17 protein-coding genes and 2 pseudogenes are annotated in these 23,501 nt (G+C 72.1%); 8 read left to right on the top strand and 11 right to left on the bottom strand.

What is annotated here, in order from left to right; all coding sequences use genetic code 11:
• Nucleotides 1-138: 138 nt before the first annotated feature.
• Nucleotides 139-2,829: an AAA family ATPase gene (locus tag ABZ818_RS03900; protein WP_361410318.1), complete on the bottom strand. Its 2,691-nt coding sequence runs from the start codon at nt 2,827-2,829 to the stop codon at nt 139-141.
• Nucleotides 2,830-3,013: 184 nt separating this feature from the next.
• Here ABZ818_RS03900 and ABZ818_RS03895 point away from each other — a divergent pair, with 184 nt between their 5' ends.
• Nucleotides 3,014-4,054 carry a DUF2510 domain-containing protein gene (locus tag ABZ818_RS03895; protein WP_361410315.1) on the top strand — a complete coding sequence of 347 codons (1,041 nt, stop codon included), beginning with the start codon at nt 3,014-3,016 and terminating at the stop codon, nt 4,052-4,054.
• Between the two features lie 120 nt (nt 4,055-4,174).
• Here ABZ818_RS03895 and ABZ818_RS03890 read toward each other — a convergent pair whose 3' ends face one another.
• Nucleotides 4,175-4,816: a TetR/AcrR family transcriptional regulator gene (locus ABZ818_RS03890; RefSeq protein WP_361410313.1), complete on the bottom strand. Its 642-nt coding sequence runs from the start codon at nt 4,814-4,816 to the stop codon at nt 4,175-4,177.
• 317 nt (nt 4,817-5,133) lie between these two features.
• Here ABZ818_RS03890 and ABZ818_RS03885 point away from each other — a divergent pair, with 317 nt between their 5' ends.
• A complete protein-coding gene (locus ABZ818_RS03885) occupies nt 5,134-6,114 on the top strand; it encodes a hypothetical protein (RefSeq protein WP_361410310.1) in 981 nt (326 codons plus the stop codon).
• Between the two features lie 7 nt (nt 6,115-6,121).
• Here ABZ818_RS03885 and ABZ818_RS03880 read toward each other — a convergent pair whose 3' ends face one another.
• Nucleotides 6,122-6,943: a phospholipid scramblase-related protein gene (locus ABZ818_RS03880; RefSeq protein ID WP_361410307.1), complete on the bottom strand. Its 822-nt coding sequence runs from the start codon at nt 6,941-6,943 to the stop codon at nt 6,122-6,124.
• 202 nt (nt 6,944-7,145) lie between these two features.
• On the opposite strand from ABZ818_RS03880, the gene ABZ818_RS03875 reads away from it, so the two are divergent.
• On the top strand, nt 7,146-8,177 hold the full coding sequence (locus ABZ818_RS03875) for an LAETG motif-containing sortase-dependent surface protein (RefSeq protein WP_361410304.1): 1,032 nt from the start codon (nt 7,146-7,148) through the stop codon (nt 8,175-8,177).
• Between the two features lie 123 nt (nt 8,178-8,300).
• Here ABZ818_RS03875 and ABZ818_RS03870 read toward each other — a convergent pair whose 3' ends face one another.
• Together ABZ818_RS03870 and ABZ818_RS03865 are read right to left on the bottom strand one after the other, a co-directional pair.
• A complete protein-coding gene (locus ABZ818_RS03870) occupies nt 8,301-9,851 on the bottom strand; it encodes an LCP family protein (RefSeq protein WP_361410301.1) in 1,551 nt (516 codons plus the stop codon).
• A gap of 147 nt (nt 9,852-9,998) precedes the next feature.
• Entirely contained in the window at nt 9,999-10,232 is a 234-nt protein-coding gene (locus ABZ818_RS03865) for a hypothetical protein (protein WP_361410298.1), read from the bottom strand.
• A gap of 147 nt (nt 10,233-10,379) precedes the next feature.
• On the opposite strand from ABZ818_RS03865, the gene ABZ818_RS03860 reads away from it, so the two are divergent.
• Both ABZ818_RS03860 and ftsW read left to right on the top strand, forming a co-directional pair.
• Nucleotides 10,380-10,766: a hypothetical protein gene (locus ABZ818_RS03860; RefSeq protein WP_361410295.1), complete on the top strand. Its 387-nt coding sequence runs from the start codon at nt 10,380-10,382 to the stop codon at nt 10,764-10,766.
• Nucleotides 10,767-10,912: 146 nt separating this feature from the next.
• Nucleotides 10,913-12,283, top strand: a complete 1,371-nt coding sequence (ftsW, locus tag ABZ818_RS03855; RefSeq protein ID WP_361410292.1) for a putative lipid II flippase FtsW — start codon at nt 10,913-10,915, stop codon at nt 12,281-12,283.
• 10 nt (nt 12,284-12,293) lie between these two features.
• Here the strand turns inward: ftsW and rodA are convergent, their stop codons facing one another.
• Nucleotides 12,294-13,478: a rod shape-determining protein RodA gene (gene rodA, locus ABZ818_RS03850; protein WP_361410505.1), complete on the bottom strand. Its 1,185-nt coding sequence runs from the start codon at nt 13,476-13,478 to the stop codon at nt 12,294-12,296.
• Between the two features lie 315 nt (nt 13,479-13,793).
• On the opposite strand from rodA, the gene ABZ818_RS03845 reads away from it, so the two are divergent.
• Together ABZ818_RS03845 and ABZ818_RS03840 are read left to right on the top strand one after the other, a co-directional pair.
• On the top strand, nt 13,794-15,575 hold the full coding sequence (locus tag ABZ818_RS03845) for a phosphatidylglycerol lysyltransferase domain-containing protein (RefSeq protein WP_361410502.1): 1,782 nt from the start codon (nt 13,794-13,796) through the stop codon (nt 15,573-15,575).
• 4 nt (nt 15,576-15,579) lie between these two features.
• On the top strand, nt 15,580-15,990 hold the full coding sequence (locus ABZ818_RS03840; protein WP_361410290.1) for a metalloregulator ArsR/SmtB family transcription factor: 411 nt from the start codon (nt 15,580-15,582) through the stop codon (nt 15,988-15,990).
• Nucleotides 15,991-16,009: 19 nt separating this feature from the next.
• Here the strand turns inward: ABZ818_RS03840 and ABZ818_RS03835 are convergent, their stop codons facing one another.
• The 4 genes and pseudogenes from ABZ818_RS03835 to ABZ818_RS03820 form a co-directional block, all read right to left on the bottom strand.
• Nucleotides 16,010-17,392, bottom strand: a complete 1,383-nt coding sequence (locus ABZ818_RS03835) for a nitrate/sulfonate/bicarbonate ABC transporter ATP-binding protein (RefSeq protein ID WP_361410287.1) — start codon at nt 17,390-17,392, stop codon at nt 16,010-16,012.
• Between the two features lie 86 nt (nt 17,393-17,478).
• Nucleotides 17,479-19,239: an ABC transporter permease subunit gene (locus tag ABZ818_RS03830; RefSeq protein WP_361410284.1), complete on the bottom strand. Its 1,761-nt coding sequence runs from the start codon at nt 19,237-19,239 to the stop codon at nt 17,479-17,481.
• Between the two features lie 400 nt (nt 19,240-19,639).
• On the bottom strand, nt 19,640-20,374 hold the full coding sequence (locus tag ABZ818_RS03825) for an ABC transporter permease (RefSeq protein WP_361410281.1): 735 nt from the start codon (nt 20,372-20,374) through the stop codon (nt 19,640-19,642).
• Between the two features lie 2 nt (nt 20,375-20,376).
• A pseudogene (locus ABZ818_RS03820) lies at nt 20,377-20,952 on the bottom strand (AAA family ATPase); the annotation flags it as partial.
• Nucleotides 20,953-20,967: 15 nt separating this feature from the next.
• Between ABZ818_RS03820 and ABZ818_RS03815 the strand changes: the two are divergent.
• A pseudogene (locus ABZ818_RS03815) lies at nt 20,968-21,162 on the top strand (LuxR C-terminal-related transcriptional regulator); the annotation flags it as partial.
• Between the two features lie 87 nt (nt 21,163-21,249).
• On the opposite strand, the gene ABZ818_RS03810 reads toward ABZ818_RS03815, so the two are convergent.
• Nucleotides 21,250-23,433, bottom strand: a complete 2,184-nt coding sequence (locus tag ABZ818_RS03810; protein ID WP_361410278.1) for a discoidin domain-containing protein — start codon at nt 23,431-23,433, stop codon at nt 21,250-21,252.
• Nucleotides 23,434-23,501 lie beyond the last annotated feature (68 nt).

Here is a 23,501-nt window from a genome sequence, read left to right as displayed (position 1 = left end):
GCGCGGACGCCGGCGGCCGCCAAGCCGGCTCCTGGCTCCCTGGTGTGAACCAGGGCCCGTCCGGCGGATCGAGTCGCAGGACAGCGGCAGCGACAGCGGCAGTCACCGTCGGCCCAAGCCTGGTCCGCCGGCCGGGCCCTACTTCGGGGCCCGGCCCACCCCGTGTTCCGCCTCCAGCAGGCGCGCCGCCTCCTCCGCCAGGCCGTCCGCGCCGCACGAGCGCGCCAGTGCGAGACCCCGGCCCAGCTCGGCGGCCGAGCGCGAGACGATGCCGAACTCGACGCGGGCGACGGCGTGTTCGTACTGGCAGGGAGAGGCCTCCAGGTAGGTGACGGCCTGCGCGGCCAGCCGGACCGCGCACTGGCCGGTCTCCAGGGCCGCGGCGCAGCGCAGGGCCTCTCCTATGGCGGTGTCGGTGCCGAACCGCTCGGCCTGGCGGCGGAGGTCGGCGACGAGCCGGCCCGCCCGCTCGGGGTCCTCGGTGGCGAGCGCGCGGGCCAGGTCGGCCGCCCAGGGCACCGTCACCGGGTTCTGGTGGCCGCGGGCGGCCGCCGCCTTCTCGGCCGCCTCCAGTGCGTTGACGGCGTCCTCGGTGCGGCCGAGGGCCAGCAGCAGTCGGCCGCGCACGCTGTGCGGATCGGGCAGCACGATGGTGGACGGGTAGGGCGGGGCGAAAGCGTGCTGCTCGGCGACCTCCCAGGCCTGCTCGACATGGCCGCGGGCGAGCAGGGTGTCGACGAGGTTGCAGGTCGCGGTCCAGTACAGGGGCAGTCCGCGGCCGATCCGCTCGGCCAGGCGCAGCGCTGCGCGCAGGGCCTCCTCCGCCTCCCGCAGCCGGCCACGCCTGCGGTGCCCGAGCCCGACGTAGGCGTGGGCGAGGGCGAGGTGGCCGCCGCTCCAGCCGGCGGTCTCGTAGGCGCGCAGAGCCTCGGTGTAGAGAGTTTCGGCCCGGTCGAGGCGGTCGCAGTAGGCGTAGGCGCTGGCGAGCATCAGCAGCAGTTCCATGCCCCACTCGGTGTCGGTCCAGCCGAGTCCGGGGGCGAGGCGGCCGTTGACGAGTGCCCGGTCGCACATCTCGACGACCTCCTCGGCGCTCTCGCCGCGGGTCATGGCGTCGAAGCCGCGCAGGATCAGCAGGGCACGCTCCGAGTTGTCCCGTCCAGTACAGCCGGCGGCGAGTCCGGCGAGCTGCTCGGAACGGTCCGGGGAGCTGGTACCGCCGGTGTACAGGCCCTCCCACATGTACTGGACGGCCTGCAACCGCATCCGGGTGGGCCCCGGTTCGTGGCGGGCGGCCTCCGCCTCAACCGTGCGGACCGCCTCCTCCAGCTGGTCGTTGTGCAGCAGGGCCTGGGACAGCCGCCACACGGCGTCCACGCGGGTGGCGCCGTCCAGGCCGGGCATGGCGAGCGCGCGTTGGAGGTGCTCGATGGTGGTGGCGGGCGCGGTCAGCAGCGTGGCGCAGCCCAGCTCGTAGAGCACGCGCGCGTGCGTTCCGGGGGTCGGCGGCTCCAGCAGGGCCCGCTCCAGGCAGTGGCGGGCCGCGTCGGACGCGCCGACGGCGAGGTGTTCGCGGGCCGCCTCGCGGAGCTGCTCGACGAGTTCCTGGTCGTCGTCCGGGTGGACCTGGAGCAGGTGCCGGGAGGCCGCGGCGGCGCCGAACCCGGAGTCGGCGACCACCTGGGCGGCGATGCCGTGCATGGCGGTGCGCAGGGCGTCCGGGACGGAGTTGTAGACGGCGGTGGCGATCAGCGGGTGCACGAACTCCAGGTCCCCGCCACCGCCCCGGGTGCTCGCCGGGTCCGGCTCGATGAGGATGCGGGCGCGGCGCAGCAGTTCGGCGCAGCGCTCGGCGTCGTCGCGGTTCATGGTGGCCAGCCGGGCGACGAGCTCCACGGAGATGCCGGTGCCCAGGACGGCGGCGGCCCAGGCGAACCGGGTGGCGTCGATGCCGAGTTCCTCCAGGCGGGCGACGAGGCCGCCGCCGCGGGCCGAGCGGTTCAGGGGTCGCAGTTCGGCGGCCTGGGCCTCGACCGGTTCGAGTTCGCTGTCGCGCACCTTGGCGAGCAGTTCGACGGTCTCGTACGGGTTGCCGCCGGTGACCGCCCAGACCTCGCGGCAGAACGGGGCGTCGGCGTGCGGGCCGAGGGTGGTGCGGGTGAGTCCGGCGGTCGCCTCGGGGGTCAGGGCGCTCAGGGTGTGCACGCCCGCGGCGGCGACGGCCGCGTCCAGGCACCGGGCACCCTCCCCGCCGAACTCTCCGGGCCGGCGGGTCACCACGAGCAGTACGGGCAGTTCCTCCAGGCGCTCGGCGAACGCGGCGAGCCAGCGCAGCGTCTCCACGTCGGCCCAGTGGGCGTCGTCGATCAGCAGCACCAGCGGCCACTCGCGCTCGGCCAGCCGGCGCACGGCGGCGACGAGTCCGTCGCACACGCCCTGCGGGTCGGCCTGCCCGTCCCGGGGTTCCACGATGCCGAGGGCGGGGCCGGCGATGTGGTACCAGTCGCCGAGGTATTCGCGGGCCTCCTCGGGCATCAGCGACAGGAGCACGGGCTGGAGCAGTTGCCGCACCACGTTGAAGGGCACGGAGCGCAGGGTCTCCCCGCCACGCGCCGACCACACCGCGCAGCCGCGTTCTCCGGCGATACGGCGGGTCTCGGTCAGCAGGGCGGTCTTGCCGAGTCCGGCCTCCCCCTCCAGGACCAGCAGCCCTCCCGAGGACGCGCGGTCGGCGCACAGGACGTCGATCGCGCGTACGACGGCGGTGAGTTCCTCGTCCCGCTCCCACAGCGAGCCCGAGGCGGCCGTGCCCGGCCGTACCTCCGTCATCCCGCTACCTCCCCAAGTCGCCAGACGGCATGCAGACTTCGAGCGTAGTCCCCGAGCGGCCGATGCGGCGGCCCGTCCCGTCACCTGTTGCCTTGACGGGTGACCTGCGGTAGAGGTGGCTGCGCCGGGAGCGGGAGTGGGGTCCTCTCATCGGGCTTTCACCGACGCCTCATACGGTAGGCACATGACGCAGGTGACTCCTCCCGGGTGGTACCCCGACCCCGGGCAGACAAGTGACGGCCCCGCCACCGAGCGCTGGTGGGACGGCAAGGCATGGACGGACCAGACCCGTCCCGTCGGATCGGCCGCCGTGTGGGGTCCCCCGGCACAGCAGGCGGCCCCCGGGCCGTACCCGGCCCAGCAGGGGTATCCGGGGTATCCGGGATACCCGGGCTATCCGGCGCACCCCGGATACCCGGGCCGGCCGCCCGCCCCCGCGCGCCGCGGCCTGCGTATCGGCATCGCCGTCGCGGTGGCGGCCGCGGTGCTGGCGAGCATCGGCGTCGGCGTGTACGCGCTGGCCAACGACGTCGGCGGCAAGGACGGCCGTGCCGGGTCCCGGCAGGGGCAGGACGACCGGGGCGGCACCGGCGAGGACCGCGGCCCCTTCGGCGGCCCGGGCGGGGGCTCGGGCGACTCCGGCGGGTCGGGTGGGTCCGGCGGGTCCGACGGCGGGCCGTCCGAAGCGCCGAAGATCAGGAGCGGCTCGGTGACCGACGCGGTCAGCGGCATCAGCCTGCCCGTGCCCGACGGCTGGTACGGCCAGGAGTTGGGGGTGGGCGCCCAGGTCACGTCGAACGACTCCTACAAGTGCCCCGGCGACACCTCCAAGAACTGCACCAAGGGCGGCGCCTACTCGGCGCCCGCGCTCGCGCTGCGCGTCCGCGGGAGCACGCCCGAGCAGGTCGCCAAGGCCGACATAGCGAAGAACGCCGAGGACTCCTACGGGGGCGAGGCCTACGGCGGCATAACCTCCCACCAGGTGCTGGCCTCCAAGGCGGTGACCGTGGCCGGGCAGAAGGGCTACCTGGTCCGCTGGAAGGCCGTCACCAGCAAGGGCGCCGACGGGTACGTGGAGTCCCTGGCCTTCCCCTCGCCCGCCGACTCCCGGCAGCTCGTCGTCGTCCGCTTCGGCCTCGACGTCGGGGAGCCTCAGTCCGTGATCGACGACATCACCCGGGGCATCGAGGCGTCCTCGGGCGGCGGCATCGGCCAGAGCGTCTGAGCCGTACCCGGCCCCGAGGCGACCGGGCGGGGCACCTCTCCGCTCCAGAGGTACCCCGCCCGGCCGGGGATGCGCGCCGCCCCCGTCCCCACGGTGCGGCGCGGACAGGTCACCGCCCGGTCATCCCGGGGACGGTGGCCTGGGTCGTGAACCGAGGCCCAGTGCCGGCAGCACCGCGGCCTCCAGAAACCGGACCACGTAGTCCGGGTCGGCGTACTCCCCCTCCAGCACGGGCCGGATGCGCAGGACGCCGAACAGCTGCGCGGGCACGAACTCCAGCGCCGGGTTGTCCGCGCTGACCTCGCCGCGCTCCACCCCGCGCCGCAGGATCTCCCGCAGCGCGGCGATCTCCGGCTCGACCAGCGTCTCACGCAGCGCCCGCTTCAGCTCGGAGTCCAGCGTGATCGCGTGCCCGAGCGCCTGGAGGAGGCGGGTGTCCCGGCCCGACCACTGGCCCGCGGCCAGCGCGACCCGCCGCAGGTCCTCGGCGAGCGAGCCGGTGTCGATGCCGGCGAAACGGCAGCGGCCGCTGGATCGCAGGGCGGCGGCCACGAACTGCGGCTTGGTCCGCCACTGCCGGTAGAGCGTGGACTTGCTGCACCGGGTGCTGGCGGCGACTCCCTCCATGGTGACGGCGTCATAGCCGTGCTCGCGGATCTGTTCGAGTACGGCGTCGAAGAACTCCTGCTCACGCTCCGGCGTGAGCTTGGAGCGGCGCGGGGCGACAACCGTCTCCGGCTCGTCCGCGGCCTGCGATGTCATCGCTGCGCTCCTCACTCGTATCCCGGGAGTTCGGGCCCGGGCTCCGGGCCCGCTCTCCAGTGTGACGAAGGTCCATCGATACGGCAGTGTACCGGTACGCGTGCGTATCGGTACACTGCCGTATCGGTACGCTCTCGTGTCGATGTGCCGTACATCGACATGGGTGCGAACAGCACCACCCCACGCACCACCACGAGAGGGCCTGGCATGACATCCCGAAGCGAGGCCGCCGAAGCGGAGCCCGACGGACCGGCGCGGCGCCCGCTCGCCCACGAGTCCCGGCCGGCCGAGGGGAACACCCCGGCAGGGGCGGGCCGGTGAACGCCGCTCTGACGGCCGTCGTCCTGTCGCTGTTCTCGGCCGTCGCCTACGCGACCGCCGCGGTCGCCCAGGAACGGCTCGCCGCGCGCACCCGCGGAACGGGTGTGCGCGGACTGCTCCACGCCGGCGCCTGGTGGTGGGCCGTCGCACTGAACGGATCGGCGGCCCTGCTGCATGTGGTGGCCCTGAAGTACGGTCCGCTGACCGTGGTCCAGCCGCTCGGCGCGCTCACCCTGGTGGCCGCCGTGCCGCTGGGGGCGCGGATGGCCGGGCGGCGGGTCGCGGCGGCCGAGTGGCGGGGCACCGCGTGCACGCTGCTCGGACTGGCCGCCCTGCTCGTCGCTGCTTCCGGGCCGGCCCCGGTACACGTGCTGAGCCCCGTCGAGGCACTGTCGGTGGCGGGCGCCACGGCCGTTCTGATCGGCGCGCTGTCACGGCCCGGGGCGCGGCCGGGCCTGCGGCACGCGACCGCGTCGGGGGTCGCCTCGGGCGTGGCCTCCGCGCTCACCCAGACGGTGACGGTGGCCGCCACGGACCACTCCGGCCCCCTGCTCAGCGCCCGCGTCATCATGGTGGCGCTGCTCGTCGCGGCCTTCGCGACCGGTGGCCTGCTGCTGTCGCAGACCGCCTACCGGGACGGGCTCGGCGCCCCGCTCGCCGTACTGACGCTGACCAACCCGGCGGCGGCCGCGCTGATCGGACTCACCCTGCTGGGCCAGGGACTGAGGGGCGGCGCGACGGGCGTGCTGCTGGCGTCGGCGGGCGCGGCCCTCGCCTCCTGGGGGGTCGTGGCGCTCTCGCGGGCGACCCCGCGACCCACGGACGCCGACCCGGTACCCGGCCCGGAGCGCATCGGACAGGGCGGCGTCCCGGACCATCCCGTGGCCGCCGTGCTCGCCCTGGAGACGGAGCCGCCCGCCCAGGAGCCGGCGCTGCCGTCCCAGCCGTTGGGGCCGGGACACCTCACCCCGCTGTGACCGGCGGTCAGTTCCAGCCGCGCGAGTCCTGCTTGAGCGCCGTGTCGACGGTCAGCGCCGTGGCGACCACCAGGCTCAGCAGCGGCTCGGGCAGCCGGTAGTGGATCTGCAGTACGTAGTTGTCGGCGGTCGTGAACATCGTCTTGGCCAGGCCCTCCCAGGTCTTGGTAATCCGGGCGACCTCGTTGTCGGCGTGGTCGACGATGGCGAAGTTCCAGGCGCGCCAGTTCTCCGCCTTGATCGCGCCGACCTGCTGCCCGTTCGCGTTCATCGCGAAGTTGATCTTGCCGAAGACGTTCTGCTGGACGATCTCGCCGATCTCGGAGCCGTCCGGACGGGACACCACCACCCTCGACTTGAAGACCTTCGCCGGCCGGGTGAGCACCAACTGGGGTGTGCCGTAGGCGTCGCGGATCTCGAGCCTGTGCGTCATGAACTGGTCGAGGCTGGAGACGAAACGCATCGCCTTCTTCAGCGCGCTCTGCCCGATCTCGGTGACCGTGCCGATCCGGTTGCCGTGCTGGTCGAAGACCTCGTACTCGTTGGTCAGCTCGATCAGTTTGGCCTTCTGGTTCACCACGAGCACCGGCTCGCTGAACAGCGAGCCGTCGCCCTGGGCACCCGGAGCGACCCCGGCCTGGTGCTGGACCTGCTGCTGCACACGCAGGTCAGGGGCGGCCTGCTGCGGCGGCACCTGCTGCGCGACGTGGGCCTGCTGGTCGACGTGGGTGTGCTCCGTCCACTGGGCACCGTCCCAGTAACGCAGCGTCTGGGCCGCTCCGTGCGGATCCGGGTACCAACCTGCCGGTGTGCTCGAATACGTACTCACCGGCGCACACTACCGCCGGGCAGGCGGAACCCATGCGCGCGAGTGACGCACGCCACACATTGACCTGCGGATTTCTGGGCAACCTTTTGCGGCCCTCGGCGATCTCCCTTGCGAAACATTGGTCACTTAGTCTTTCGAGGTTCGCATGAAGATTCGCCGCTCTCTGGCGCTCGCAGCAGCCACGGCAGCCATCACACCCGCTGTGCTTCTTGCGGGCCCCGCCGCCTTCGCCACGGAATCTCCGATTCCGACGGTCACTGAGCCGACCGAGGGCGCCTCCACCGCCGCTGGCGAGGAGCCCGGCGCCACCACCGAGGAGCCCGCCGGCACCGACAACCAGACCACCGAGACCGAGGGCCAGCCGAACGGCACCGACGGCCAGGCCACGGACGACATCAAGAAGTCGGACGGCACGGACGCGAAGTCCGACACCACCAAGGACGGGTCCGACTCGAAGGACGAGGGCACCACCGACAAGAAGCCGGTCACCCCCACCCCCAGCTCCTCGCCGTCCGAGACGCCGGGCCCCCAGGCGTGCAAGGAGGGCAAGGAGCAGAAGCAGGACAAGAACCTGCGCACCAGCCTGACCGGCCTGCCCTCGAAGGTCGTCGCGGGCAGCGGGTTCCACAACTTCAAGCTGAACGTCACGAACTCCGGCGACAACTCCTACAAGCGCGTCGACATGGGCGTGTTCGCGGCCCTGGTCGGGGAGAAGGAGTTCACCGACGAGAGCAGCCACCTCACCCTGCAGTTCAAGGACCCGGTCACCGGCACGTGGGAGAACATCTCCCTGGACGAGAAGGATGACGCCATCGGCTACGTCGGCTACACCGACGTCAAGCCGAAGGAGTCCTTCTCCATCGACCTGCGGCTGAACGTGGACAAGAAGGCCCCGGCCGGCATGGGCGTCGCCATCTCCATCGGCATGTACGCCGACGACAAGGGCAACTGCGTCTACGCCTCCGACGACGACTTCTACCTGTTCGACGTCCTCGCGGCCGGCACCAGCGCGGGCAAGCCCACCGACGCCAAGCCGCAGGGCGGCAGGAAGCCGCTGCCCGCCAAGCCCGCCGGCGACAAGCAGATCGTCCCGCAGGGCCACCTCGCCGAGACCGGCTCCAACTCGGCGCTGCCGATGATCGCGGTGGCGGGCGGCGCCGCGGTCGCCGTCGGCGCGGGCGCCGTGTTCGTCGTGCGCCGCCGCAAGGCCGGCAGCGGCGCTGCCACGGCCTGATTCGCGTCCCTGACGCGCTGAAACACGAGGGCCGCACCCGCAAGAGCGGGTGCGGCCCTTCGCCGTCGGCGGTCGGCTGCCGACCGAGCCGGGCGGACAGAGCGCCGCGCCGGCGCGTCCGCCCTACCCGTAGGACAAGTTGGAGCACAGGTCGTCGTCGGCCGAGCGGGCGTCCGCCGCCACCGACGTGGGCACGGAGGTCGGTGCGGCCGAGGCGCCGTCCGCGGTGGCCGTGAAGTCCTCACCCAGCACCACGTTGATGCCCGGGCCGGTCAGGGCCTGGAGTTCGGCCCCGGGGAAGAGCTGGGCGACCTTCTCGGCCTCGGCCTGCCGGCCGGGACCGTACTGGATGAGGGTGGTGGCGTGGTTCTGACTGCCCGCGTTCCCGGTGCCGGTGACGGTGAAGCCGCGGCCGGTGAGGACGGAGGCGCCGCGGATGGCGAGGCCGGTGTTGGTGGTGCCGTTGTAGACGCCCACCTCGATACCCTTCCCCAAGCCGTCCTGACCGGCGTCCGGGGATGCGGAGGCACCCGCCTTGCCCTTCTTGTTCTTCTTGCCGCCGGCGTCCTTGCCGTCGATGGTGCGGTCGGCCCTGAGCGCGGCCCACAGTTCGGAGGCGTCCGGCTCCACGATGGCGACCCGCGCACCCTCATAGCGCCACGGGATGGTGACGAACTTGGTGTTGTGCAGGTCGACGTCCTTCAGCGACATCGCGAACGACAGCAGCTTGTCGGCAGAGCCCAGACCGGGGTCGACGGTGAGCGACTTGGTGGCGGCATCGGCGAGGGGGAACAGCTTGGTCGGGGTGAACCCGTCGGCCTTGACCTTCTTGATGAGGCTGGCGACGAACGCCTGCTGGCGCTTGATCCGGCCTATGTCGGAGCCGTCGCCGATGCCGTGCCGGATCCGGACCCAGTCCAGCGCCTGCTTCCCTGAGACCTTCTGCTCGCCCTTGCTGAACAGCAGCGAGCCGCGGGTGGCCCGGTTGGGGTTGAGGTCCTTCTGGTAAATGTCGTGCGGCACGCACACCGGCACCCCGCCCACCACGTTGGTGAGCGCGGCGAATCCCTGGAAGTCGACGACGACGGTGTGGTCCACGCGCAGCCCGGTGAGGTGCTCGACGGTGTTCTGGCTGCAGGCGGGGTTGCCCTCGGCGGTGTTGCCCACGGAGTACGCGGCGTTGAACATCGTGTTCGGCTGCGGCTCGGTCCAGCCGCCGTCGGGGAGCTTGCAGGGCGGGATGGTGACCAGGGTGTCCCGGGGGATGGACACGGCGAGGGCGTGCCGGTGGTCGGCGTAGACGTGCAGCAGGAACGCGGTGTCGGAGCGGCCGATGTCGTCCTTGCTGCCGCCACCGAGGGCGTCGTTGCCGCCCACGCGCGCGTCGGAGCCGATGACCAGGACGTTCTCACCCTTGGACGAGCCGGCCTCGGGCCGGTCGCTGGACAGGCCGTCGGCGCCGAAGGTGTTGATGTTGCCGTTGAGCTTCAGATAGAGCCAGCCCAGACCCGCCGTGCCGAGCACCACCAGGGACAGCGCCATGACGAGGGTCGTCCGTGCGCGCGTACGTCCGCCGCGGCCGCCGGAGGCGCGGCGGCGGGAACCGCCCCGGCGCTGGGGCGGGACGCCCCGGCTCCGGCGGCGCGAAGGAGCGGTCTTGTGGCTGGTCGTCATGCGCGCACCCTCATCCGTCGTACTCGTACAGAGGGGACGACTGGCCCCACCCAAAGGTTGTACGGTTGCGCAATGTAGCAACAGTTGACGAGAGGACTCCGCAACGGGGTGCGCGACCGGCCCGCTCCCCCGATCCGGCGGGACCGGTCAGGGGCTGGCCACGTCGAAGCCGTACCGCAGGGGCTCGCCCTTCACGCGCACGTCGCGGCGGTAGACGTACACCGCCTCCACGTGCACGCCGCCCCGCGGCGCCTCCGCCTGACAAGGGAACGACACCTGAAGCACCCACGGCCGCCCGGCGACCTTGACCCGCATCCCGTCCGCCGGCCCGCCCACGAGCACCGCGGCCTCCTGCCCCATCACGCCACCACCAGATTCCATGGGGACAGTTTAAGGGTTGCGCAATTGTTGACCCGAGGAGATTTCCCGCCCGCCGGGACTTCGGGACGGGGAGCCGTCGGGCCCATAATCCGCCATCACCCTTGCCCCGCTGGCTAATTGGGGACCTGACCGGGGAAGATGGACGGCGTGAGCCATCCTGCCGACATCGTCATGGTCTTCGACCGGGACGAGGAACTTGCCGTCTTCTCCTCTCTCCGGGCCGCGGAGGACGGACTGGAGGCCATGGACGTGACGGACGGGGAGTACACGGCCTTCACCGTCGAGGGGTGCCTCGTCGACCTGCGCGCCCCGGACGGCGAGGAAGGCCTGGTCCTGGCCGCGCGCACCGAGGAGGACGGCCGGGAGGATCTGGAGCGCCACCTGGCCCGCTTCTGGGCCCGCCGCCCCGGCCGCACCCCCCTGGGCCCCGAGGACACCGCCCGCCTCCTGCTGGATGGCGGGCCACAGGCCTCGGGCCACGGACCACGCCGGCCCTGGAACCCGTTCCGGCGCGGTCGCGCGCCGCGTTCCTGACGGGACGGCGGACGACCTCGATGACAGCACGTTCCGCACGGCCGGGGCCGCGGGCGCATTCACGCGCGCCACGAAACGGCGATTCGGCACCGGCGCCGGAGCGCCGCGCCCAGGGGGACCGCCCCCGCCGCTCTACGGTTGCGCACATGCGCAATTCACAGAGTGTCCGCGCGGAGAAGCGCGTGCCGGGCACCCAGGGCGCCCCGGCGGCACGTGGACGCCGACAGGCCCCGCCGCGGGCCCCGGAACCGGCGGGCCGCCCGCGCGGCGGGCGTGCGAGACGGGTGCCCGACCTCACCGCGCTCCCGCGCCGCGCCCTCGCGCGGCTGCGGCGGGCCTGGGACCGGCCGCTCACCGGCTACTACCTGGTGGCGGGCAGTGCGGCACTGATCGCCGGCCTGGGGCTGGTGATGGTGTTCTCCTCCTCGCAGATCGAGGCGCTGCGTTCCGGTCTGCCGCCGACCTACTATCTGCGCCGGCAGATCATGGCCGCGGTGATCGGCGCGGCCCTGGCGGTGCCGGCCGCCCGCATGTCGGTGAAGACGCACCGGTGGCTGGCCTATCCGCTGCTGGCCGGGTCCGTGCTGCTGCTGGCGCTGGTGCAGGTGCCGGGGCTGGGGCGGACCGTCAACGGCAACACCAACTGGCTGGACCTGGGCGGGCCGTTCGTGCTCCAGCCCAGCGAGTTCGCCAAGGTCGCGTTCATCGTGTGGGGCGCGGACCTGCTGGCCCGCAAGCAGCAGCACAAGCTGCTGGGCCAGTGGAAGCACCTGCTCGTGCCGCTCGTGCCCGGTGCCCTGCTGCTGCTGGGACTGATGATGCTCGGCGGGGACATGGGGACCGCGGTCATCCTGTGCGCCGTGCTGTTCGGTCTGCTGTGGCTGGCCGGTGCGCCGCTGCGGCTCTTCGGGGCCGCCCTGACGGGCACGGCGCTCCTGGCCACCGTACTGATCATGACCGCCCCGCACCGGGTGTCCCGGTTCGCCTGCCTCGGCGCGAGCGACCCGGGCCCGAACGACCAGTGCTGGCAGGTGGTGCACGGCCTGTACGCGCTGTCGACGGGCGGCCTGTTCGGCAACGGAATCGGCGCCAGCGTGGAGAAGTGGGGCCAACTGCCCGAGCCGCACACCGACTTCATCTTCGCCGTCACCGGGGAGGAACTGGGTCTGTTCGGCACCCTGTCCGTACTGGCCCTGTTCGCCGCGCTGTTCGCGGGCGGCCTGCGCATCGCCACCCGCCGCAACGACCCGTTCGTCCGCCTGGCGACCGGCGGCATCGTCACCTGGCTCGCGGCGCAGACCTTCATCAACCTCGGCGGCGTCCTGGGGCTGGTGCCCGTCGCGGGCGTGCCCCTGCCGCTGTTCTCCTACGGAGGCAGCTCGCTGATCGCCACCCTGTACGCGGTGGGGATCCTGCTCGCCGCGGCCCGCAGCGAACCCGCCGTGCGTACGGCGCTGGAAGGACGTTGGCGCCGGATTCGCTCGACTCTGCCGTGCCGCCCCGGGCGCCGCCGCTGAGGCTCTGGGGTCAGGCGGACAGCGGGCGTTGCAGACGGATGCCCTGGAGGACGCCCACGGCGACCCAGCCGGCGAACATCGACGAGCCGCCGTAGCTGACGAACGGCAGCGGCAGTCCGGTGACCGGCATGATGCCGAGGTTCATGCCGATGTTCTCGAACGCCTGGAAGGCCAGCCAGGCCACGATGCCGGTCGCGACCACAGTTCCGTACAGGTCGGGGCAGGCGCGGGCGATGCGCAGCGCGCGCCACAGCACCACGCCGAGCAGGGCGATCAGCGCCCCGGCACCCAGGAAGCCCAACTCCTCCCCCGCCACGCTGAAGACGAAGTCGGTCTGCTGCTCGGGCACGAACTGCCCGGTGGTCTGCGCTCCGTGGAACAGCCCCTGGCCCAGCAGGCCGCCGGCCCCGATGGCGATCCTGGCCTGGCTGGTGTTGTAGCCGACCCCCGACGGGTCGAGGGCGGGATCGGCGAACGCGGCGAACCGGTTGATCTGGTACTGGTCCAGCAGATGCAGCTGCCACACCGCCACGGCACCCAGGACTCCGGCCGCGAGCAGCCCGGTGACCCAGCGCGCCGAGGCACCGGAGGCGAGCAGCACCCCGAGCACGATCACGCCGATGCCCATGAACTGCCCGAGGTCCGGCGTGAGCAGGACCAGCAGGGCGGGCACGCCGGCCACCGCCAGGGACTCCAGGACGCTGCGGCTGTCCGGGCTCGGCCGGTCGCCCGTGTCCACCTTGGTGGCCAGCAGCACGGCCATGGCCAGCACGATGGCTACCTTGACGAACTCCGCCGGCTGGATGGACATCCCGCCGATCATGATCCAGCGGCGTGACCCGTTGATCGTGGCGCCCAGCGGAGTCAGTACCGCGAGGACCAGCAGGAGTGTGACGCCGTACAGGACGGGGACGAGGTCCCGGAGCCTGCGCGGGCCCAGCCACATGGTGCCGACGGCCAGGGCGATCCCGATGGCGGTGTTGATCAGATGGCGCGTCAGGAAGGCGTACGGGTCGCCCTCGGTCAGCTGGGTGCGGCCGCGGGTCGCGGAGTACACCAGGAGCGCGCCGAGCACCGACAGCGCCAGCGCGGCGCCCAGCAGCGGCCAGTCCAGCCGCCGCAGGACCGAGCCGAAGGCCGTGCGCGGCCGCGGTCCCGCGCCCCGGACCGTCCCCCGGGTGGCCCCCGGCCCCATGAGCCCGCTCCCGACCTCCATCGCGGCTCCCCTTCGCTCTGGTTCGCTCTGGTTCGATCCGGCGCACTCCGACGTACTCCGGTTCGCTCCGGCCGCGCCCCGGCAGGCTGTCCCGGATCCCGCACGGCACGGAACGCCATCATCGCCCAGTTGCGCAATCCGATAAGTGAAGCACGCCGAAGGGTTGCGTGTTCACCGCCCCCGCCCGTGGTCACGCCTGCTCAGCAGGCTCTACGCTGGCACCTCGTGAAGGACCCCGTGACCACCGACGAAGGCCCCTCGCGGAATCGTCTTCGCGCCGTCTCGTACCGCCGTGTGCCCGCCGTGGCCGGTTACCTGTGCCTGCTCGTGGGCGTACTCGACGTCGCGGGGGCGATCTTCCCGCGTATGCGGCACGGGCGGGTGCACACCCTGGCCGTGGCCCTGCCCGGGGCCGTGTCCACCCTGGCCACCGCCGCCTCGCTGATCGTGGGCGTGCTGATGGTGATGCTGGCGCACGCCCTGCGGCGCCGCAAACGGCGGGCCTGGCGGGCGGTGATGATCCTGCTGCCCACGGGCGCGGCACTGCAACTGCTGCGCTGGCACCAGCATGTGCCCGGCGCCGTCACGGTGCTGCTGTTCGTACTGCTGCTCGTCGCCCGCCGGGAGTTCTACGCCCTGTCCGACCCGCGCACCCGGTGGCGGGCGGTGTGGAACTTCCTCCTGCTGAGCGCCTTCAGCTTCGGCGCGGGACTGCTGATCGTCGGCTCCCACCCCAGGAAGGCCGTCGCGGCCTCGCTGTCAGACCGTATCCAGCACGTCGCCTACGGTCTGATCGGCATCGAGGGGCCGGTGCACTACTCCAGCGAGCGCACCAGCGACCTCGTGTACTTCTCGCTCGCCGGGCTCGGCCTGCTGACCGCGGCCACCACCCTCTACCTCGCGCTGCGCCCCTCCACACCCGTACCCGTCCTCGGCGACGACGAGGAGCGGCGGCTGCGCGCCCTGCTGGAACGGCACGGCGAGCGGGACTCACTGGGCTACTTCGCGCTGCGCCGCGACAAGAACGTGCTCTTCTCCCCCACCGGAAAGGCGGCGATCGCCTACCGGGTGGTGTCCGGCGTGATGCTCGCGGGCGGCGACCCGATCGGCGACGTGGAGGCCTGGCCGGGCGCCATCAAGGAGTTCATGGACACCGCCGCCCGGCACGCCTGGGTCCCCGCGGTGATGGGGTGCGGCGAGACCGGCGGCGAGGTGTGGACCCGCGAAGCCGGCCTGAACGCGCTGGAGATCGGCGACGAGGCCGTCGTCGACACCGGCACCTTCACCCTGTCCGGGCGGCCGATGCGCAATGTCCGGCAGATGGTCAACCGCATCGAGCGGGGCGGCTACACCTGCCGCATCCGCCGCGTGCGCGACCTGTCCGCGCAGGAGACCGAGCAGATCCGGGCGGCGGCGGCCGCCTGGCGCGGCACCGAGGTGGAGCGCGGCTTCTCCATGGCCCTCGGCCGCTTCGGCGAAGTGGGCGACGGCGACTGCGTGGTCGTCACCGCCCACAAGGAACCGGACGCCGGTGCCCCCGCGCCCGGCGGGGACATCCGCGCGGTCCTGCACTTCGTGCCCTGGGGCCGGGACGGGATCTCCCTGGAACTGATGCGCCGCGACCGCACCGCCGACCCCGGTCTGAACGAACTCCTCATCGTCAAGGCCCTCCAGGAGGCGCCCGGCCTCGGTGTCAACCGTGTCTCGCTGAACTTCGCGATGTTCCGCGCTGCCCTCGCCCGCGGTGAACGCCTGGGCGCCGGACCGGCCCTGCGCGCCTGGCGCGGACTGCTGCTGTTCCTCTCCCGCTGGTTCCAGATCGAGTCGCTGTACAAGTTCAACGCCAAGTTCCAGCCCCGGTGGGAGCCGAGATTCCTGGTCTACCCCACGGCCCGCGACCTGCTCCGCATCAGCCTGGCCGCGCTCCAGGCCGAGGCGTTCCTCAATCTGTCCTGGCCCGCCCCGTGGCGGCGGAAGCCCCGGCGGCCGGAGCCTGCGCCCGTGTCCTCGGAGGCGAAGCCCGCCGAGGCGGAGTCCGCCGCGTTCGAGCCGCCCGGAGGACCGCCGGTACCCTAGTTGCATGGATGCGCAAGGACAGGTGTGGGACGCCGAGGCGGCGGACCGGGCGGTGGCGGTGCTCAAGGCGGTGGCGGACCCCTCCCGCTACCGGCTGCTATGGGCGCTCAGCAACGGTGAGCAGCCGGTGAGCGAGCTGGCCCGGATGCTGGGCGCCCACGTGGCCGCGACGTCCCAGCACCTGGCCAGACTCCGGGCGGCCGGTCTGGTGACCACGCGCCGGGAGGGTACGCGCATCTTCTACCGGGCCGCGGGAGTGCGCCCACTGCTGGAGGCCGCGCACCTCGCGGGCGCCGAGGGCGACGGTCCGGGAGCCGGCGGCCCGGGCAGCGAGGAGAGCGCGCTCGCACCCCGGCGGGCCGCCGCCACCAGCCCGGCGCTCTCACACCGCCCGGCCCTGGGCGGCACGCCGTGAGGCGGCAGCCCCGCGGTGCTCAGGCGGGGCACGGGGTGTCCGTGGGTCCGGCCGCGTCGCCGGTGTCGTCGCGGCGGTACTCCTCGGGGCCGGCGTCGTAGGCGTACAACTCGGCGTAGCGGCCCCAGTCGGTCGCCGTCTCCAACTGCTGGTCGACCTGCTCGCTGGTGTAGTGATGGGCCAGCAGATCACGGAAGAAACCGGCCCGCGCGGTGCCGTCGGCCTTGCCGCGCACACTGCTGGTGATCACCTTGACCAGCGGCAGCTGGACCGCGGCCCGGGCGAAGATGGTCTTCGACTCCTGCACGTCGGCCCCGGCGAACGCGGTGCCGGTGGCCGTGAGCAGCAGGTCGTTGCCGCTGAACCCGGCGAAACCGAGCAGGTCCAGGGCGTCGACCTGGGGCATGATGTCGTCGACCTCGAGGCCGAGGTCGTCGGCGAGATCGGCGAGGTCGCAGCGCCCGCCGCGGTGCAGCACCAGTTCCGCCAGGCCCGACAGCCCGTCCACGCTCGCCTGCGGCAGCGGGGTGTTGGCCACCGTCCGCCTCTCCAGGTCGGCCGGCTCCTGGCGGCCGGGGGTACGGCCCTCCTTCTGCCGGCCGGTCATGGTGCGGTAGACACGGTCGATCATGTCCTCGAAGGCGGCGGAGTTGCGGTCGCGGGGCCGGTCGAGACCGACCTCGAACACCTCCCGGATGGTGCCGTAGGGGCGGGAGCCGAGCACCACGATCCGGTCGGCCATCAGGACCGCCTCCTCGATGTTGTGGGTGACCAGCACGATGGCCCGGGTGGGGAACTGGCCGGACTCCCACAGCTCCATCAGCTCGCCGCGCAGGTTCTCCGCGGTGAGCACGTCCAGGGCGGAGAACGGCTCGTCCATCATCAGCACGTCCGGCTCGACCACCAGCGCGCGGGCGAAGCCGACGCGCTGGCGCATGCCGCCCGACAGCTCCTTGGGGTAGGCGGACTCGAAGCCGTCCAGGCCGATCAGGTCGATGGCCAGGCGAGCGGCCTCCGCGCGCTCCACGGGGTGCACACCCTTGGCCTCCAGGCCGAGTTCGACGTTCTGCTGCACGGTCAGCCAGGGCAGCAGCGCGAAGGTCTGGAACACCATCGCCGTACCGGGGTTGGCGCCGGTCAGCGCGGCGCCCTTGTAGCTGACGGTGCCGGAGCTGGCCGGGACGAGTCCGGCCATGCAGCGCAGCAGCGTCGACTTGCCCGAGCCGGATTTGCCCAGCAGCGCGACCACCTCACCGGCGCGGATCTCCAGGTCGATGCCGGAGAGCACGGGCAGTTCGCCGTCGGCGCCCGCGTACGACTTGGTCAGGCCGACGGTCTCCAGCAGCAGTTCGCCGTCGGCCGGGCGGGTGTTCTCGGTGGCCGGAAGGGTGTTCATCGCCATGGCAGGTCCAAGCTGTGGGGTTGAGGGGTACGGGCGGGGCCGGGCGTCGGAGTACGGGTGGGACCCGGGGTGCGGGCGGAAGCCGGTCACAGGGAGTACCGGGTCTCGGCCAGCCGGTACAGCGGGCGCCAGAGGAAGCGGTTGAGGCAGACCACGTAGACGCTCATCACGACCACGCCGGCGATCAGTTGGGGATGGTCGCCCCGCTCCGTGGCGCGGGCGATGTAGGCGCCCAGGCCGGTGGCGGTGAGCGTGGTGCCGCCGAAGGTGACGACCTCGGCGACGATGGAGGCGTTCCAGGCGCCGCCGGAGGCGGTGATGCCGCCGGTGACGTAGGAGGGGAAGATGCCGGGGATAATCAGCCGCCGCCAGCGCTGCCGGCCTTTCACCCCGAGGTCGTCCATGGCCTCGCGCAGGTCGGTGGGGATCGCCATGGCGCCGGCGATGGTGTTGAAGAGGATGTACCACTGGGCGCCCAGCGCCATCAGGAAGATGCCGCCGATGTCTATGCTCAGGCCGGTTCTGATGAAGAACCACACCGCCAGCGGGAAGAGGAAGTTGGCCGGGAAAGAGGCCAGCACCTGCACCACCGGCTGGGCGATCCTGGTCAGCCGGGGCGAGAAACCGATCTTCACGCCGATCGGTACCCACACCATCGTGGCCACGACGACCAGCACGGCGACGCGGGCCAGGGTGGCGAGCCCGAGCAGCAGCGGTTCGCCGAACACGCCCAGGCCCGTACGGTCGTACAGATAGCGGCCGAGGTCGGCCAGTCCCCACACGATCAGTCCGCCCGCGACCAGGGCGAAGGCGATGTCCCCGGCACGCCGCCTGCCGCGCGGCACCACCAGCGGCCGGTCGTCGGTGCCGAAGACGCGCCCGGCCCGGCTCAGCGCCCGGCCGGCCGGACGCAGCAGGCGGCCGACGAGCCGCGGCCAGTCGGAGCGGCGCAGGAAGTCCAGGACGACCGACCTCTGCACCTCGCTGGCCTCGGACTGCTCGATCTTGAACTTCTCCGCCCAGGCGGTCAGCGGCCGCCAGAACAGGAAGTTCACCCCGATCACCATGACGGCCATGGTGAGGATGGCGCAGCCGACCTTGGCCAGGTCGCCGTCGGCGATCGCGGCCCCGGCGTAGGAGCCGACCCCGGGCAGGGCGTAGTCGGTGTGACCGAGAGTGACCGCCTCGGAGGCGACGAGGAAGAACCAGCCGCCGCCGAAGCTCATCATGCCGTTCCAGACCAGGCCGATCATTCCGGCGGGCAGCTCCACCTTCCAGAACCGCATCCACCGGGTGAAGCCGAACGACCGTGACAGCTCGTCCAGTTCGCGTGGCAGCGAGGTGAGGGAGTGGTAGAAGCCGAACGTCATGTTCCATGCCTGGGAGGTGAAGATGGCGAAGATCGCGGCACACTCCAGGCCGAGCATCGAGCCCGGGAACAGGGCGACGAATCCGGTCACCGCCACCGTCAGGAACGCCAGCACCGGTACGGACTGAAGGATGTCCAGCGCCGGGACCAGGATCCGTTCCAGACGGCGGCTCTTGGCGGCGGCGTAGGCGTAGACGAAGGTGAACGCCGTGGACAGGGCCAGGGCGACGAACATGCGCAGCAGCGAGCGGGCGGCGTCGTAGGGCAGTTGGCCGACGCCGGTGTCCACCTTCGCCGACTGGCTGGTGGAGAACGAGACCGTGATCCCTTTCCCCACCCGCAGGGTGAGGTACAGCAGCACCACCACCGCGGCGGCGACGACCAGGTCCACCCAGGTCATCCGGGTGAGGCCGCCGGCGAACCGGGCGGGGAGCGAGGTCCGCGACCGCGAGGCGGGGGCACTCGTACGGAACGACATCACAGACACCTCCAAACCGCGCTCCGCCCGGACTGCGGCACATGGGTGCCCTGGTGCGAGCGCACCGCGACACGGTGGTGCACGCCCAGGGCCGGCATGACAGGGTACGGCGAGAAAGCGGCGAAAAGAGAAGAAGAGGAGAAGAGACAAAGAAGGAGGAGGAAAGAGAACTGGAAGAAGAAAGCGGACGACCTGGGCGGCGGTCAGAGACTGCCGGGGAGGCCGCTCGGACTGGGTGGGTCGATGTCCACGAGTGCCTCCGTTCAGCCATGCGGTTCCGTCGGGGAGCACGGGCCTCGCGCACGGCGCGACAGGTGGGTGCCGACAGGTAGTGTGCCGTTTATTGCGTCGATACGCAAATAGAGCGGCCCCGGCGGTCGAGAGCCCCGGGGCCCGGGTGTCAGGCGTCGCGGCGGCGCACCGCCCACCAGCCGGCCAGCAGCGCGGCCGCCGCCCACAGCGCCGTCACCGCGAGCCCCGTCCAGGGGCCGAGGCCGCCCGCCGCCTCTTGGTGCAGGATCTGCTGTCCGGCCCGGTCGAGCAGATAGCGGGGGGCGCCCTCGGCGATGTCCCCGATCACGAAGGACACGATCAGGATGAACGGGATGAGCAGGCTGAGCACCGCGACGGCGCTGCGCAGCAGCAAGGTGAGTCCCGCGGCGAACAGGGCCATCAGGGCGAGGTAGATCCTGGCGCCGACACAGGCTCGCAGTGCTCCCGGCGAGCCGAGGCCGATGGCGTACTCCCCCAGGAACGCCTGGCCCACGAAGAAGGTGGTGAATGCGGTCACGAGCCCCACGGCGAGGGCGGCGGCGCCCACGACCGCCGCCTTGGCCGCGCAGAGCAGGCCGCGGCGCGGCACGGCCGACAGGGAGATCCGCAGGGCGCCGCCCGCGTACTCGGACGAGACGGCGGTGGCCCCGAAGGCGATGGCGGTGATCTGTGCGAAGTTGATCGCGTAGAAGGCTCCGAAGAGAAGATCCTCGCCGCCGTCCGCCTCCGCCCGGCCGACGGTGGAGTAGACGAGCAGGGTGATGGCCAGGGTGGCGGCGAAGACCGCGACGAGCGAGCCGAAGCTCGCCCGGACCGACCGGATCCTGATCCACTCGAAGTGGAGAACGGCGGTGACGGACATGGTCACACCTCCTGCGGGGTGGTCGGGGACGCGGCGGCCGCGGCGGCGAACTCGGCCTCGCCGGTCGTGAGGGCGAGATAGGCCTGCTCCAGGGAGGCCCGTTCGTCGGTGAGTTCGAGGATCGGGATGCCTTCGCGGGCGGCGACGGCTCCGACCCACTCGGCTCTGGCGCCGTCGACGACCAGCGGGCCGCCGTCGCCGTCCGCCACCGTGTATCCCTCGGCCAGCAGCACGGCCCGCAGACGGGCGGGGGCGCCGGCGCGCACCCGAACGCGCGGGTGGCTGTGCTGTTCGATGAAGTCCTCCATGGCGGTGTCGGCGAGGAGCCGGCCCCGGCCGAGCACGACGAGGTGGTCGGCGAAGGCCGCGGTCTCGTTCATCAGGTGGCTGGAGACCAGGACCGTGCGGCCTTCCCGGGCCAGCCGGCGCAGCAACTCGCCGATCCAGACGATCCCTTCCGGGTCGAGGCCGTTGGCGGGTTCGTCCAGCATGAGGACGGGCGGGTCGCCGAGGAGCGCGGCGGCGACGCCGAGGCGCTGAGGCATGCCGAGGGAGAAGGTGCGGATGCGGCGGCGTGCCACCGTGGCGCCGCGCTGACCGAGCGGGAGGGGCAGGTACTGCGCCTCATGGCGCGCGGCCTGTCGAACGCGGAGATCGCCGGGCGCCTGGTGGTGGGCACCGAGACCGTCAAGTCCCACGTGAGTTCCCTGCTGGCCAAACTCGGCGCCCACGACCGCACACAGGCGGTCATCGCGGCGTACGAATCCGGTTTCGTCGCCCCGGGCTGAGCCTCGGGGCGAGCGGGTGGTCCCGCGCCTCGCCGCGTTCGCGGAGCCTCGTCCTGCTCCTGGCGGCGAAGCGCGGGACACCGGCGGTCACGGGGTCAGGTAGGCCTCCACTTCGCTGAACTGGCCTGCGGGCCAGCCGGTGTTGGCACTGACGGTCAGTCGGAGCCGGCGGAGGTTGGTGTTGCCCGGCAGGGACACGGTGGCCGTGTTGCCGGTGGCCGGGTCGAAGCGGTAGCCCTGGGAGCCGACGACGGTCGAGTAGGACGAGCCGTCGGTGCTGCCCTGCACGGTGATGGTCTGGGTACGTGCGCCCCAGGCCGACGACGGCGGCAGCTTCAGCACGAGTCGGCGTACGGCCTGGTTCGAGCCCAGGTCGACCGTCAGGGACTGCGGGAAGGCGTTGTTGGTGGACTCCCAGTAGGTGTTGGCGTTCCCGTCCACAGCGTTGCCCGGGGTATAGACGTCCTGGGAGCCGGTGGCGGTGGCCGGGCGGCCCTTGGCGAGGTTGCGGCCCGGGTCGGGGTCGGGGTTGCCCTGGCCGGGCTGCGGCCAGGTCGAGCAGTCCGACCAGGTGGAGGTCCAGCCGGAGTTGCCGCCGCCGTCGGTCAGCGCGAAGCTGCCCGAGTTGGCCGGGTAGGGGCAGTTGTAGATGCCCGCCGCGCCCACGCCGGTGGCGGTGACGCTCCGGAAGGTCGCCGCGCCCTGCGCCTCGGCCTGGACGACGACCGTGCCGGTGTTCTTCACGGTCGCGCCGTCGACGGTGACGCCCTTGACCGGGTGGCCGTAACCTCCGCCCGACACGAACTCGAAGGCGCTGTACGGGCTGTCGGTGATCGTGGTGTTGGTGATGCGGACGGTGGCGTTGATGGCGCTGTCGTAGGAGTCGACGCGCAACGCGCCCATCGGATGGTTCCAGTTGGGGTTCATCGCGCCGGCGCGCACCAGCGTGTTGCCGTCCACGGTGATGGTGCCGGCCAGCGGCGAGAAGGGGTCGAGGAACTTCTGGTTGGAGATCGCGATGCCGCTGCCGAGGGCGTTGGTGTCGGAGATCAGGTTGTCCTTCACCGTGATGTCCGTTCCGCCGTAGATCGCGATGCCGTTGGCGAGGTTCGGCTGCGAGATGGTGTTGTTCTCGAAGCTGCTGTTGGTGTCCGGCCCGTACAGCGACCACATGGCGAGGGAGTCGTCGCCCTGGTTGCGCAGGAAGTTGTTGCGGACCTTCACTCCCTTGGCGGTGCCGTTGAGGTTGAGGCCGTCGGCAGTGGTGTCGAGGATGCGGCTGTTCTCGACGACGAGGTTGTCGTTGTTGCCGGTCAGCCACAGGCCGACCTTCAGGTGCTGGAGCCACATGCCGGACACGGCGGAGTTCGGTCCGAGTGAGCCGTTGACGAAGTTGTCGGGGCTGGAGTCGACGCGCTCGGTGACCTCGCCGATGACCGCGAAGTCCTCGATGCGCACGTTCCCCGAGGAGTTGGACTGGTCGATGAAACGGGAGGTGTGCACGACCGAGTACCAGCTGCCCGCGCCCTGGAGGGTGACGTTCTGGACGCCGCCGAGGGAGGAGGTGAGCCGGTAGTCGCCCGGTGGGATCCACATCACGCCGCCCTGTGCGGCGGAGATGGCGTCCCGGAAGGCCTGGGTGGAGTCGCCCTGACCGCTGGGGTCGGCGCCCTTGGAGGTGACGGAGACCGATCCGGCGGGCTGGGAGGCGGCCCCGGCGACCTGCTCGAAGTCGGCGACGTCCACGGTGACCTGGACGTTGGCGGCCTCGACGGCCACCTTGTCGCCGGCCTGGACGTTCTGCCCCAGCAGCAGCCGGGCGTTGTCGTAGAAGTGGTGCGTCCTGGCGCCGGCGATCCAGCCGGTGTCGACGTAGGAGTACTTCGAGGTGACCGCGAGCGTCTTGGTCAGCTTCGTGCCGTTGACGTACACGTTGAGCGTGCCGGACTGGCCGTCGGGGACGCTGTAGGAGACGTTCACGGCGTTGGCGGCCCGCGGCACGGTGAACTCCACGCGCTGCCCGGTGGCCAGCCGGACGGCCTGGCGTCCGGATGCCTCGGAGGCCAGGGTGCCCCGGGTGTGGTCCGGCCCGATCCTGGTCCCGCTTGTGGTGGCGGACTCGGCCTCGACCGAGGTGAAGGGGAGGGTGGCGCCGGCCGCGGCGTGGGCGGCGGGTGCGCCGAGGGTGACGAGCATGCCGGCGGCGAGGGCGACGCTCGCCCCGATGGCCGGCAGGCGCCGGGCTGATCCGGCCCTGGTGTTCGCGTGCATGTGCTGATCCCTTCGTGGTGGGGGGTACGGGGATAGCGCTCTGCGTTGCGACGGGCCGGCTGCGCGGG

The organism is Streptomyces sp. NPDC047453 (genome assembly GCF_040643155.1).
Lineage (GTDB): Bacteria > Actinomycetota > Actinomycetes > Streptomycetales > Streptomycetaceae > Streptomyces.
Note: the sequence above shows the minus strand (reverse complement) of the source record. Positions and strands in the feature narration are given on the sequence as shown.